Below are 13393 nucleotides of genomic sequence, written 5' to 3' on the forward strand. Positions count from 1 at the left end.
TATTGAAATGAGGTATTAAAGATGGTTTATGCAGCAGCAGATAATCGTTATGACGTTTTGCCATATCGACGCGTTTCTGATTCAGGCTTGATTTTGCCAGCGTTGTCATTTGGTTTATGGCGTAATTTAGGTGATCAAAAGCCATTGGCGAATTCACGTGAAGTTATGTTGAAGGCTTTTGATAATGGTATTTTTTCATTTGATAATGCCTCAAACTATGGCCCATCAAATGGAACTGCCGAAGAGACATTTGGCGCTGTCTATCAAAGTGATTTGAAGCCTTACCGTAATGAATTAGTTATTACGACTAAGGCCGGATATCATATGTGGCCAGGTCCACTAGGGGAATTCTCTGGGCGTAAGACTTTGACGGCGGCTTTGGATTTGTCATTGGAACGGATGCATTTGGATTATGTTGATATTTTCTATGCGCACCGTTGGGATCCAAATACAAACTTACGTGAAACAGCTGAAGCGCTAGATTCACTTGTCCGTCAAGGAAAAGCGTTGTATGTTGGGGTTTCAAATTATACTGCTGAACAAACAGCGGCAATTGCTGAAATCTTTGAAGAATTGCATACACCATTTATTGGAAACCAAATGTCATATAATATGTTCAACCGTGAGGCAGAACAAGACCAGATGCTTGATATTTTGGATCAACATCATGCCGGCTTAATTGCATACGGTCCTTTGGCTGAAGGCTTGTTGACTGATCGTTACTTGGACGGCTTCCCAAGTGATTTCCCATTGCATCGTTCAAATGCCTTTATTGCTGAGGATCCTGAAGGAACCGTTGCTAAGTTGAATGCATTGAATGATTTGGCTAAGGGACGTAATCAAACCTTAGCGCAAATGGCTGAAGCATGGCTGTTACGTGATGATCGAGTGGCCTCAATTGTGATTGGTGCTTCATCTGTAGATCACTTACTTGATAATGTGAAGGTTGCTGGAAATATGACTTTCACAGCCGATGAATTAGCTGAAATTGATCGAATTTTAGGATAGATAAATTTAAATAGAGAAATTCAAGATGAAAATCTTGAATTTTTTTTTGTGAAAAAACCAATGATGGCGCCGTTTTGAGTGGATTGAAAAATATTTTTGAAAAAAACATGATATTCTACTTGACCGCATATTATAGTTGGTATAATATAATGCTATATTCAAAACAGTATAAAAGGAGCAAGCACATGGATATACAAGTACCAACCGTCGTTCTTGACGGTACCGTTCTTTCTATCTTGTCAAAAGAAGATACTTACGGTTATGTGATTACCAAAACAGTGCAAGAACATTTAAATATTAGTGAATCGACAATGTATCCGGTTTTAAGGCGTTTAAAGAAAAATAATTATTTAACGAATTATGATGAACCATTTGAAGGCCGGATTCGTCGCTACTATCACATCACGGACGAAGGAGTCGCCCGTTTAGCAGAAATAAGGACAGCATGGAGTGATTTTGATAAATCCGTTAATGCACTATTGGAGGGAGAATAATGTTTAACGACTATTTTGCAGAAGTACGTAACTACTTAAATGGTATACCAACGCGTGACCAACAAGAAATGGTTCAATTTTATGAAGAGCAGGCACTTGATGCTGACTGGACTGTTGATCAAATGGTCGAAAAATATGGAACACCTAAGCAATTAGCACGTTCATTACGTCTTGAATATGCAATGGACGTTGATGATGGACAAGCTGGTTTGGGGGAGACAGAATATCCACAATCAAAGAGTAAGAATCGAACGCAAATGATTTGGTTGATTGTTTTGGCTTTGCTGGCAAGCCCAATCTTGTTCTTATTGGCGATTATCTTAGTGCCAATGATTCTTGGAATTCTAATGGGCTTTGTGTCATTAATTATCGGAATTTATGTTGCGGTGATTGGCGTACTAGCTGGGGGCATTGCAGCAATTATTGCTGGAATTTCAGTTTGGTCAAGTTCAACGGCAACCGGTATTTTCTTGATGGGTGCTGGTGTTTTACTAACTGGATTAGTTGTGATTTTTGCACCAATTGTTTGGAATGTAACCAAGTGGTTATTTGAAATGTTTATTAAGTTTATGAAGTGGATTGGACGTAAACTCGTATCACGTCGACAAAATTCGCAAGTAAAGGAGGGCTAAGAAAATGAATTTGAAAAAACCTTTAATTATTGGTGGGATTTTGTCAGTTGTTGGTATCGGGATGATGGTCACAACCTATCAAGATGCAAACTTCAATTTAACGTATCAAAAAGGACGTGGTCTTGAGACGGTTGATGTCCGTCAGAACCAACAATCTTTTGACACGAAAGATATCAAAAACTTAGACGTTGATGTCAAAAATAGTGAAGTCCAAGTGCGTCAAGGCGACTCAGATAAGTGGAAAGTTGAAACAGTTGCTTATAGTGGTGTGCAAAGTTCTGTTAACGTAACTGATGGTACACTGAAAGTTACAGCGCCTACAGATAAGCCGAAGTTAATCATGTCAACAGGTAGTACCTCTGGTCATTTTGATGATAGCTATAATAGTGATCTAAATAATGCGGATACTGTTATCATTGTGCCTAAAGATGTCAATATTGAAAATGTTCGGGTTGATGGTCGAGATGGTGGTATTATCCTTGAGCGAATTAACGCTAAACATACGAATATCAATTTAGCTGATGGTGGCGCCCGATTAGAACATGTCAATGGTGATACATTGAAATACAGAGGCCAAGATGGTCGCATGCACTTAGAAAATGTTGATTTGAAAAGCATGGATGTTTCCGGAGATAACTTAGTAGTGTCAGGAACAAATTTGAAGTTGCAAGAAGCCAGTCAAGTTAAAATGAGTGATGGTAAATTCTGGATGGATCGCGTTCAAGCGCCTGGTTTTGATTTGCAAGCTGATGGGAATGTGCATTTTAATGCGAAATATGATGAAGATACTGATGAATTTACAGAAAAAGGTACGCATGAAGCAAAGCGTGGTGATCAAGATAAAGCTTTGAAGATTGAAGCTGGTTCTGGAAAGATTGGTGTGAATGAACACAAGGGTCTTCCTAATGATTATAATGACGGTTTCTATTACGAAAATTATGAAGAATATGATGATGAAGACGACGATGATGAAAATTAACATGTGTGATTTTTAAAAGTTGATAAAAAATAACCTTTGCCTTGAAGCAAAGGTTATTTTTTTTGAGATGAATCAACGGCCGTATCTATTGCATTCAGGCTTGCTATCAGTTAGTCTAAAGAATAAATATTCAAATATAACGGATGAGATAATAATGAAAAAACTAATTGGAATTGACTTAGACCAAACAACATTAAATAACGATGGGGTTGTGACGCCGCGTACGCAAGAAGTGTTACGAGCAGTCCAAGACCAAGGCCATGTCGTCGCAATTATTACCGGACGATCACCACGTTTATCACGTGATATCCATGAACAAATTGGCTTAACATCTCCTTTAGTAACTTTTAACGGGGGATTGGCGTATCATCCTCGTGAAGATTGGGACGATGCTTATGATTTTAATTTTACAAGCGATATTCTAATGGATTTAATGTTGCGTTTTGAAGAATTTAGAATTGATGGGATTGTTGCTGAAAATCGAACAGATGCGTGGGGCCGTTCAAGTAAAATTGAACTCGCACCATCTGAAAGTTTGTTTTTCCCAACCAGCGTTAAAAACCGTCGTTTATTGACGATTGATAACTTACCGCGCGAGATTAATGAAACGCTATTATACGTAGCACCGGAGCATCAGCCAGCCGTCGTTGACTATGTGAATAAACGTTATGGGCGCCAAGATGTCGAAGCGATTGGCTGGGGGCATGGCTCACCCATTGTTTCAGTACGCGTTAACTTTGTTAATAAGTTAATCGGGTTAACAAGTTTACAAAAGTCATACGGGATTGAACCAGATCAAGTTTATGCCTTTGGTGATGAAATGAACGATTACGAAATGTTAAGTGGAGCCGCGCATGGGATTATGATGAAAAATGGTAATGAAAAATTAGCCGCAGTCTCTGATGCCGTGACGCAAAAAACAAATGATGAAGATGGTTTGGCAGATTATTTAGAAAATGTTCTAAAATTAGTTTAGTCAGGCACATTTAAACAATTGATTGTAAGTACAAACTAGTGAGTTTGTGCTTTTTTTATGTTAAAATAAAATGCAAATTATGCTTAAGAAAAGGAGCTAATCGGATTATGGCGTTACCCGTCGCTTTTCAAGAGAAATATCGTCAATTATTAGGGGATGAAGCTGATGAATTTTTTCATGCGTTAGCTGCTGAACCAACAAAAGCTTTCCGGGTGAACCCGCTTAAAGCCGGTCAAGAATTGACTGATACCATAGCCGAAACGCCCATTCCGTGGAGCCGCTTTGGGTACTATGGATCGGTTTATGGCCATTCCGTTGATCATACTGATGGCTTGATTTATTCTCAAGAACCATCAGCCCAATTAGTTGGTGAATTGGCAGCGCCACAACCGGGCCAAAAGGTTTTGGATTTGGCGGCAGCACCAGGTGGTAAATCAACGCATTTAGCGTCATTTATGAATCAAGCGGGATTATTAGTTTCAAATGAAATTAATCGTAAACGTGCCGGTATTCTTAGTGAAAATATGGAACGCTTTGGCGTTGCGAATGCATTGGTGACGAATCATGATGCAATTGCATTAGCCAAAGTTTTTCCAGAATATTTTGATACGATTGTCCTGGATGCGCCATGTTCTGGGGAAGGGATGTTCCGAAAAGATCCAGATGCCATGCAGTATTGGTCAGCTGATTATCCAGCTGAAAATGCAGCGCGTCAAAAGGACATTTTAACGGATACGATAAAAATGTTGAAACCTGGGGGCACATTGGTGTATTCAACCTGTACCTTTGCCCCAGAAGAAGATGAACAGGTGATTGCTTGGCTATTGGACAATTATCCGGAATTTTCAATTGTACCGGTTGATAAAGTCGCTGGCTTTGATGATGGACGACCAGAGTGGGCTGATGGCAATCCGGCTTTAAAGGATACAGTGCGTCTATTCCCAAATCATGTCGCAGGCGAAGGCCATTTTATGGCAAAATTGCACAAAGCCGATGGCGAAGTGACTGCAAAACCTGTTAAATTGGCCAAGTCAAATGTGACGGCCGAGCAACAAAAATTGTGGGATGCTTTTGCCAATGAAAATTTGACTATCGATATGCCTAACACATTAATCACATTTGGTGATCAATTATATGCCATTCCTGAAGGAACGCCACGTTTAAACGGACTGCAAGTGCTACGAGCGGGCTTACACTTGGGAACATTTAAGAAGAAACGCTTTGAGCCTAGTTTGGCGTTAGCTTTGGCTTTACAACCAGTGCAATTCAAACAAAGCTATGCTTTAACGCTGGATGAATGGCAAAAGTATGTCCATGGCGACACATTTATGATAGAAAAAGATGAATCATATGCTAATGGGTGGTATATTTTAACTATGGCTGAAAACGGTGTTGGCTTTGGAAAACTCGTCAATGGTCAAATGAAGAATTTCTATCCCAAAGGATTACGTTTTATTGCGCAAACACATGATAAATAGCGAAGGAGAGCTAACATGGCAGTAGAAAAACTGAATCGACAAGCAGTCGAAAATGTAGCAGGTTTGGCAAAGTTAAGTCTTGATGACAACCAAGCTGAAATGATGACAGAGCAACTGGACAAAATTTTTGATTTGGTTACCAGTTTAGCAGAAGTAGATACAGACGGGGTGGAGCCAACTTATTCACCAACACAAAATCAAACCGTGTTGCGTGAAGATGTTGCAGTTAATGCCAACCAAACAAAGCAATTACTAGATAATGCACCTGAAAGCGAAGCGAACTTGATTAAGGTTCCCACAATTATTGATGAAGGAGCAGAAAACTAATGGATTTCTTACACACTGATTTAGAAACATTACATCAACAATTAGTTGATAAAGAAATTACAGCAACGGATTTAGTTCAAGCGGCCTTAGATAATATTGACGCTACAGATCCAAAGTATGATGCTTTCATCACCGTGATGAAGGATGAAGCTTTAGCTCAAGCAGCGCAATTAGATGCGCAAGGCATTGATGCTGATGATATTCTAGCAGGTATTCCTTATGGAATTAAAGATAATATCGTGACAAAAGATGTTTTGACAACAGCGGCTTCACGCATGCTTGAAAACTTTGTGCCAATCTATGACGCAACAGTTGTTGAAAAGTTGCGTGATGCTGGTGCGATTGGTATTGGTAAGTTGAATATGGATGAATTTGCCATGGGTTCAACGACTGAAACTTCATATTTTAAGCAAACAAAGAATGCTTGGAATACGGATAAGGTACCTGGTGGTTCATCAGGTGGTTCAGCCGCTGCGGTTGCTTCTGGTCAAATTCCATATGCACTCGGAACTGATACGGGTGGTTCAGTACGTCAACCAGCTGCCTTTAATGGAATTGTTGGGATGAAGCCTACTTATGGTCGTGTATCACGTTGGGGTGTGATTGCCTTTGCGTCATCATTTGACCAAGTTGGTGTTTTGGCCCGTACGGTTAAGGATAATGCGCATGTTTTGACAGCCTTAGCTGGTCAAGATGCACAAGATCAAACTAGTTCAGCGCAAGCTGTTCCTGATTTTGCGGCTAACTTGACGACTGACTTGTCAGGGATGAAGATTGCGGTGCCAAAGGAATACTTTGGCCGTGGTGTTTCTGAAGAAGTAAAAACAACAATTGAAGCAGGATTAGAAACGCTTAAGTCATTAGGTGCAACGGTTGATGAAGTGTCATTGCCACATACACAATATGGGGTTGCTGCTTACTATATTTTGGCATCAGCTGAAGCATCATCAAACTTGCAACGTTTTGATGGGATTCGCTATGGCTTCCGTGCCGATAATGTGAAAAACTTAGAAGACCTTTATGTGCAAAGTCGTTCACAAGGCTTTGGGGATGAAGTAAAGCGTCGTATTATGTTAGGAACTTATTCATTGTCAGCAGGTTCATACGATGCTTTCTTTAAGAAAGCCGCACAAATTCGTACGTTGATGGCTGACGATTTCAAAAAGGTCTTTGCAGACTATGATTTGATTGTTGGACCAACAGCGCCAAATGTTGCTTATAATTTTGGTGAAAACTCAGATGATCCAGAAATTACCTATATGAATGACGTTTTGACAATTCCAGTGAACATGGCTGGTTTGCCAGGGATGTCTGTGAATGCTGGCTTTGCAAATGAGCTACCAGTTGGTATGCAATTTATTGGTGATCAATTCCAAGAAGAAAAGCTATACCAAGCGGGTTACGCGTTTGAACAAGCAACAAAGTTATACGAAAAGACTCCAGGAGGTGCAAAGTAATGGCTGTACCAAATTTTGAAACAACAATTGGTTTGGAAGTACACGTTGAATTAAAAACGAACTCAAAAGCTATGTCACCTTCACCGGTTGGTTATGGTGCTGAGCCTAATCAAAATACAAATGTGATTGACTGGGGTTACCCAGGGGTCTTGCCACAAGCAAATCAAGGTGCCTTGGAATACGGTATGATGGCAGCAACTGCCTTGCATGCAGATATTACACGTGACTTGCATTGGGATCGTAAGAATTATTTTTACCCTGACAATCCAAAGGCTTACCAGATTACACAACAACAACAACCAATTGGTAAAAATGGTTGGTTAGAGGTTGAAGTTGATGGTGAGACGAAGCGCATCGGGATTACAGAAATGCACGTTGAAGAAGATGCTGGTAAAAATACCCACGGAACAAGTGGTTATTCTTATGTTGATTTAAATCGTCAAGGAACACCATTGATTGAAATTGTTAGTGAACCTGATATGACGACACCGGATGAAGCGTATGCTTATTTGGAAGCTTTGCGTCAAGCCATTCAATTTACAGGTATCTCAGACGTGAAGATGCAAGAAGGTTCAATGCGTGTTGACGCAAATATTTCTATCCGTCCAGTTGGTTCTAAGGAATATGGAACAAAGGTCGAATTGAAGAATTTGAATTCATTTAACTATGTCCGTAAGGGAATTGCATTCGAAGAAGAACGTCAAGCGAAAATTTACCTGGCTGGTGGAACGATTCAACAACAAACACGTCGTTTCGATGAAGCAACTGGTGAAACAGCTCTTATGCGTGTTAAGGAAACAGCGGATGATTACCGTTACTTCCCTGAGCCTGATTTGACACCTGTGCACATTTCAGAAGAATGGGTCCAAAAGGTGGCGGATGAACTACCTGAAGCAGCCCCTGAGCGTCGTAAGCATTATGTGGATGATTTGGGATTGGAGCCATACGATGCCAAGGTCTTGACACAGACACTTGAGATGTCAGACTTCTTTGACGCAACTGTCAGCGAAGGTGCCAATGCAAAACGTGCGGCTAACTATTTGATGGGTGATGTGAATGCTTATCTAAATGAAAAGCAGATGGACTTGCAAGAGACTGAGTTAACACCTAAGCATTTGGCAGCAATGATTAACTTAATTGATGACGGCACAATTTCAACTAAGATGGCTAAAAAGGTTTTTACCGCAATTACGAAGGGCGAAGATCCAGTTGCCTATGTTGAAGCAAATGGGTTGAAGCAACTATCAGACCCAGCTGAATTGCAACCGATTATTGATGAAATTTTGGATGCTAATGAACAATCAATTATTGATTTCCATAACGGAAAAGACCGTGCTGTGGGATTCTTGGTTGGTCAAATTATGAAGGCAACTAAGGGTAATGCCAACCCTGGTGTTGTGAATAAAATTTTGATGGCTTCGCTTCAAGCGCGTAAGCCTGAATAAAAATCGTGGTGATCACCGTGGGTGGTCATCAATACATAAATTTATGATATTCAAGGAGATGACTCATGAAAAAACGAGCCCGCATTATCTATAATCCAACATCTGGGCGTGAAGCGATTCGTCGTGATTTGGTTGACATTTTAAATGTATATGAATTAGCAGGGTATGAAACAAGTGCTTTTGCGACGACAGCAGAACCACATTCTGCCCAAAATGAAGCGCTTCGTGCAGCTGAAGATGGATTTGATTTGATTATTGCAGCTGGTGGTGATGGGACAATCAATGAAGTTGTGAATGGGATTGCTGGTTTGGAAAATCGCCCTGTGATGGCGGTTATTCCGGCAGGGACAACGAATGACTATGCACGTGCACTCCATATTCCACGTGATAATCCATTGGAAGCGGCCCGGATTATTAATCAGAAAAAGGCAGCCCGGATGGATATCGGTCAGGCAAATGACAGTTATTTTGTTAATATTGCCGCCGGTGGTTCATTATCGGAATTGACGTATTCAGTGCCATCAAAATTAAAGTCAATGTATGGTTATTTGGCTTATGTTGTTAAAGGGGCAGAATTGTTGCCACGTGTGCGTCCAATGGACTTACGAATTGAATATGATGATGGTGTGTATGAAGGTACCACCGCGCTATTCTTTTTAGCGTTAACAAATTCAGTGGGTGGTTTTGAACAAATTGTGCCAGATGCTAAATTAGACGATGGAAAATTTACTTTGTTGGTGCTAAAGACAAGCAAATTGAACGAAATTATGGCAATTATGAGTGAAGCGCTTAAAGGTAAGCACGTCGACGATCCGAATGTTTTATATGTTAAATCAGATCAGGTTAAAATTATGCCAAAGCCAGGTTATGATAACCCTGTTATGATTAATTTAGATGGTGAGTATGGTGGCGATGCACCAGTCGAATTTGTAAATCATCATGCGCATATCAAAATGGTTGCCAATGTCGATGATATGACTGATAACCAATTTGTTTTGCCAAGTATTGATTTATAAAAATAAAAAGCGTCCTATTTACAGTGGGGACGCTTTTTTCTAGCGTGCTTTTTGACGATTGAGAGAGGTGGGGACTGATGGCAATTGCAGATGTTTATCAACAAATCAATAAAAAAATTAGTGTGAACAATCCAGCTGATGCAGATGATCAAACGCGTACGAATATTGTCCATGAAGTATTGAGTTGGATTGGGCAGCCCGACCGGCATTTGAAAATTATTCATTTAGTGGGGACAAATGGAAAAGGGTCAATGGGGGTCATGCTCTCTGATATTTTGAAAGAAACTCGGTATTCAGTTGGGCATTTTACATCCCCTGTGATTCGTGATGACTTAGAAATGATTAGTGTGAATGGACATAGAATCAATGAAACCGAATTTATTACGAGTTATCAGCGAATTATTAAAGAAATTGAACGCCATGGTGGTGATGTCAATGTGTTGAATAAATTTGAATGGTGGGTGCTCATTGCCTTAGATTACTTTGGCCGTAAACGTGTGGATTATGTTGTTTTGGAAGCAGGTGAACATGGACTCTGTGATCCAACAAATGCGATTGATAATCCTTTAATCGTGGCATTTAGTAAAATTGCACCTGATTTTATTGCGCGTCAAGAAACCAATTTGGTTAAGATTACAGAGACCAAACTGGGAGCGATTAAAACCGGCACCACCGTTGTGAGTTATCCGGGCCAAGATCATGCGGTCAATGAATTTCTAAAGCAACGTACCCGTGAAATGGGTGCGACTTGGTTTGAAAATAAACCTAAAATAACACTGTTAAGAACGGCACCAGATGGCATGTATCTGAATGTCAATAATTTGCAAGGCTTGAAATTAGCATTAACAGGTTCGTATCAAATTCAAAATTTATCAACCGTTTTACAAATTATTGATGTGCTTAAAGCTAAAGGAGCATTTATTCAAGACGTTGACTTAATTGCGGCTTTATCTCGTGTTAAAATTGAAGGGCGAATGGAATATGATGAACAACTAAATATTCTGTTTGATGGCGCACATAATCAAAATGGAATTTCCAATTTGGTCGATTCAATCAAGGGATGGCATTTAAAGGCCAAGCCATTGATGGTATTGGGCTTTTTGAAGGACAATAATTGGCATGAAATGTTGGACGAGTTATTGCCATATACGCAAGCCGTTATTACGGTGACACCAGAAGCACCTAATGCGATGTCAGCTGATGAGTTGGCTGCTAAAATTGTGATGATGAGTAATGTGAATGTTGATGTGGCTGATGATCCATCAGCAGCGATTTCATTGGCAAGACAGGCGCGAGCCAGTACAGATGCCATGATTGTGGTGACTGGTTCATTTTTCACATTGAAAGCAATTTATGAAGGAGATACCAATGGTTAAACGCCTCGTCATAGCTTCAAATAATACGCATAAAACACAAGAAATTGCGGAGTTTTTTGCGCTCTTTGATCAAAAAGTTGTTAATTACCGTGAATTACATGCAGAAATTCAATTTCCAACTGAAACTGTTGATAATATGCAGGCCAACGTAAAAGCGAAGGCGGAGGCAATTCAACATATTTTACCGGATGAATATATTTTGGCGGATGATTCAGCGCTATTTATTCCGGCCTTACCCGATCATTTTGGGGTAACAACCATGCGTGAGTTTAAGGCGCATGCGTTAAAATCTGATGAAGCCATTAATCAGTATATTTTAGATTTAACAGATACGGTAAATGATCGTAGTGGTTATTTGCAGTCGGATTTTTTGTTGTTAACACCGACAGGGAAGCAATATCCAGTCCAAGCGCAGGGCGGCATCGCGATTGCGAACGCACCACGTGGTATTAATGGCATTGATGCCATCATGGAAACGCCAACTGGTAAAACGCTGGGTGAAATGTCCGTATCTGAGCGTGTTGATTACGCAGCACGCGGAAAAGCAGCAAAAGCAATTGTCATGTATTTAAATAAGGAAGACAGGGAGAAATAAGGCTATGCCATTAAGTGGAGAACAAATCACAAATTATCTTGCCGATGAAAGTTTAACGATTGAAGCATCTGATTTTAAGGGTGAGATTAGTCATTTGGCCTACAATTCACAAGATGTAAAACCAGGAACCTTATTTTTTATTAAGGGAAATTTCAAACCCGAATATTTAGTTGATGCTAAAGCTAAAGGGGTTGTCGCAGTTGTGGCACCAGTTGGATTTAATGAAACAATGGACTTACCAACTTGGGTTGTGGATGATGTTGCCGCAGCAATGAGTGTGCTAAGTATGGCCTTTTATGACTTCCCACAAAATAAATTGGCATTAATTGGGATTACTGGAACCAAAGGAAAGACGTCAGCCGCATATATGGCTTATGAAATGTTGCGACAAACAACTGATGATAAGGTTGCATTGTCATCAACGTTATCAGTTGTTACAGGGCAAGATCCAAAGTTTCATTATCGTGCGCATTTAACGACGCCCGAATCATTAGATTTATTCCGCTGGATGCACGAAGCCGTTGAAAACGGTATGACGCACATGGTGATGGAAGTGTCATCACAGGCCTATAAAAAAGAACGTGTCTATGGGTTGCGTTACAATGTTGGGGTCTTTTTAAATATTAGCGAAGATCACATTGGGCCAAACGAACATCCAACGTTTGAAGATTATATTGAATGCAAAATGGAATTATTCGACCATTCAGACCAAATTGTTTTGAATGCAGATAGCGACCATTTTGGTCAATTAATTGAACGAGCAGAGTTAGCTGTACCAAAAGATGGTTTGTGGCTCTATGCACGTGAACATACCGATGCTGAAGATGATATGGGCGCAGATGTTTCATACCGGACGGTGACTGAGGACTTACAGGGTAGTGAATTTATGTTACGCGGTCATGGTCAACAAGCGGATGAACTAGCGCTTGATGGTAGCTATACGCTAGATATGCCGGGTGATTTCAATCAAGGAAACGCGACGGCGGCAATGATTGCAACACGCTTAGTTGGCGCTGATACACAAGCGATGGCGACAGCATTGAATGAAGTTAAAATTCCAGGGCGGATGCAAGAATTAACGAGCCCAGAGCATGGGACAATTTATGTGGACTATGCCCATAATTATGCTTCAATTGCGGCTTTGCTCCAATTTGTGCGCGCAAACGAACGCGTGGATAAGTTACGGATTGTTGTGGGTGCGCCAGGAAACAAGGGTGTTTCACGTCGTCCGGGTATTGGACAAGCTGTTGACGAAGGGGCGGACATTGCGTACTTAACAAGTGATGACCCACAATTCGAAAATCCAGCTGATATTGTGAATGAAATTAAAGCGAAAATTGATGGTGATAAAGTTCAAATCATTGAAGAATTAGATCGGACAACTGCGATTACGGAAGCCATTAAACACTCAGGACCAAATGATGTGGTCGTGTTAGCTGGTAAGGGCATGGATGAATACCAAAAAATTGATGGTGTTGATACGCCGTATGAAAATGATTGGGCAATTGCTAATCGTGTCGTTGCTGAGTTGGCTCAAGCCGAAAAGTAGAAATCACTGCACATATTTGTTATAATAATAAGATTAATTTGGACATCGTATCTAGAAAAGA

The 13393-nt window shown here is 40.3% G+C and carries 13 protein-coding genes; all 13 read left to right on the forward strand.

Annotated features, from left to right (window positions below; translation table 11 throughout):
• Positions 1-21: 21 nt before the first annotated feature.
• The 13 genes from IV67_RS03765 (at position 22) to IV67_RS03825 (ending at position 13332) form a co-directional block, all read left to right on the forward strand.
• On the forward strand, positions 22-1008 hold the full coding sequence (locus IV67_RS03765; protein WP_057787265.1) for an aldo/keto reductase: 987 nt from the start codon (positions 22-24) through the stop codon (positions 1006-1008).
• A 185-nt stretch (positions 1009-1193) separates the two neighbouring features.
• Positions 1194-1502 (forward strand): PadR family transcriptional regulator, encoded by a 309-nt coding sequence (locus tag IV67_RS03770; RefSeq protein ID WP_057787267.1) that lies wholly within the window; start codon positions 1194-1196, stop codon positions 1500-1502.
• Positions 1502-2134 (forward strand): DUF1700 domain-containing protein, encoded by a 633-nt coding sequence (locus IV67_RS03775; protein ID WP_057787270.1) that lies wholly within the window; start codon positions 1502-1504, stop codon positions 2132-2134. Before IV67_RS03770 ends, IV67_RS03775 begins: the two co-directional genes overlap by 1 nt.
• Positions 2135-2138: 4 nt before the next feature.
• Positions 2139-3113, forward strand: a complete 975-nt coding sequence (locus IV67_RS03780) for a DUF4097 family beta strand repeat-containing protein (RefSeq protein WP_057787271.1) — start codon at positions 2139-2141, stop codon at positions 3111-3113.
• A gap of 154 nt (positions 3114-3267) precedes the next feature.
• The gene (locus IV67_RS03785) at positions 3268-4089 is read left to right on the forward strand and encodes an HAD family hydrolase (RefSeq protein WP_057787273.1); all 822 of its coding nucleotides are present in this window, start codon (positions 3268-3270) and stop codon (positions 4087-4089) included.
• Positions 4090-4196: 107 nt separating this feature from the next.
• Positions 4197-5567, forward strand: coding sequence for an RsmF rRNA methyltransferase first C-terminal domain-containing protein (locus IV67_RS03790; protein WP_057787275.1), 1371 nt, complete (start codon positions 4197-4199; stop codon positions 5565-5567).
• A gap of 15 nt (positions 5568-5582) precedes the next feature.
• A complete protein-coding gene (gatC, locus tag IV67_RS03795) occupies positions 5583-5894 on the forward strand; it encodes an Asp-tRNA(Asn)/Glu-tRNA(Gln) amidotransferase subunit GatC (RefSeq protein ID WP_057787277.1) in 312 nt (103 codons plus the stop codon).
• Complete coding sequence (gatA, locus tag IV67_RS03800) at positions 5894-7351, forward strand: Asp-tRNA(Asn)/Glu-tRNA(Gln) amidotransferase subunit GatA (protein WP_057787279.1); 1458 nt, start codon at positions 5894-5896, stop codon at positions 7349-7351. Before gatC ends, gatA begins: the two co-directional genes overlap by 1 nt.
• On the forward strand, positions 7351-8796 hold the full coding sequence (gatB, locus tag IV67_RS03805; protein WP_057787281.1) for an Asp-tRNA(Asn)/Glu-tRNA(Gln) amidotransferase subunit GatB: 1446 nt from the start codon (positions 7351-7353) through the stop codon (positions 8794-8796). The genes gatA and gatB overlap by 1 nt, the downstream gene beginning before the upstream one ends.
• Before the next feature lie 65 nt (positions 8797-8861).
• On the forward strand, positions 8862-9812 hold the full coding sequence (locus IV67_RS03810) for a diacylglycerol kinase (protein ID WP_057787283.1): 951 nt from the start codon (positions 8862-8864) through the stop codon (positions 9810-9812).
• Between the two features lie 77 nt (positions 9813-9889).
• Positions 9890-11188 (forward strand): bifunctional folylpolyglutamate synthase/dihydrofolate synthase, encoded by a 1299-nt coding sequence (locus tag IV67_RS03815; RefSeq protein ID WP_057787285.1) that lies wholly within the window; start codon positions 9890-9892, stop codon positions 11186-11188.
• Entirely contained in the window at positions 11181-11783 is a 603-nt protein-coding gene (locus tag IV67_RS03820; RefSeq protein ID WP_057787287.1) for a non-canonical purine NTP pyrophosphatase, read from the forward strand. The genes IV67_RS03815 and IV67_RS03820 overlap by 8 nt, the downstream gene beginning before the upstream one ends.
• Positions 11784-11787: 4 nt before the next feature.
• Positions 11788-13332 carry a Mur ligase family protein gene (locus IV67_RS03825; RefSeq protein ID WP_057787289.1) on the forward strand — a complete coding sequence of 515 codons (1545 nt, stop codon included), beginning with the start codon at positions 11788-11790 and terminating at the stop codon, positions 13330-13332.
• Positions 13333-13393: the final 61 nt, after the last annotated feature.

It is taken from the genome of Weissella minor (genome assembly GCF_001437425.1).
Taxonomy (GTDB): domain Bacteria; phylum Bacillota; class Bacilli; order Lactobacillales; family Lactobacillaceae; genus Weissella; species Weissella minor.

Bases quoted from the DNA above. Each gene is read 5' to 3' on its own strand.
- IV67_RS03765 (WP_057787265.1), top strand. From the start codon at position 22: ATGGTTTATGCAGCAGCAGATAATCGTTATGACGTTTTGCCATATCGA.
- IV67_RS03770 (WP_057787267.1), top strand. From the start codon at position 1,194: ATGGATATACAAGTACCAACCGTCGTTCTTGACGGTACCGTTCTTTCT.
- IV67_RS03775 (WP_057787270.1), top strand. From the start codon at position 1,502: ATGTTTAACGACTATTTTGCAGAAGTACGTAACTACTTAAATGGTATA.
- IV67_RS03780 (WP_057787271.1), top strand. From the start codon at position 2,139: ATGAATTTGAAAAAACCTTTAATTATTGGTGGGATTTTGTCAGTTGTT.
- IV67_RS03785 (WP_057787273.1), top strand. From the start codon at position 3,268: ATGAAAAAACTAATTGGAATTGACTTAGACCAAACAACATTAAATAAC.
- IV67_RS03790 (WP_057787275.1), top strand. From the start codon at position 4,197: ATGGCGTTACCCGTCGCTTTTCAAGAGAAATATCGTCAATTATTAGGG.
- gatC (WP_057787277.1), top strand. From the start codon at position 5,583: ATGGCAGTAGAAAAACTGAATCGACAAGCAGTCGAAAATGTAGCAGGT.
- gatA (WP_057787279.1), top strand. From the start codon at position 5,894: ATGGATTTCTTACACACTGATTTAGAAACATTACATCAACAATTAGTT.
- gatB (WP_057787281.1), top strand. From the start codon at position 7,351: ATGGCTGTACCAAATTTTGAAACAACAATTGGTTTGGAAGTACACGTT.
- IV67_RS03810 (WP_057787283.1), top strand. From the start codon at position 8,862: ATGAAAAAACGAGCCCGCATTATCTATAATCCAACATCTGGGCGTGAA.
- IV67_RS03815 (WP_057787285.1), top strand. From the start codon at position 9,890: ATGGCAATTGCAGATGTTTATCAACAAATCAATAAAAAAATTAGTGTG.
- IV67_RS03820 (WP_057787287.1), top strand. From the start codon at position 11,181: ATGGTTAAACGCCTCGTCATAGCTTCAAATAATACGCATAAAACACAA.
- IV67_RS03825 (WP_057787289.1), top strand. From the start codon at position 11,788: ATGCCATTAAGTGGAGAACAAATCACAAATTATCTTGCCGATGAAAGT.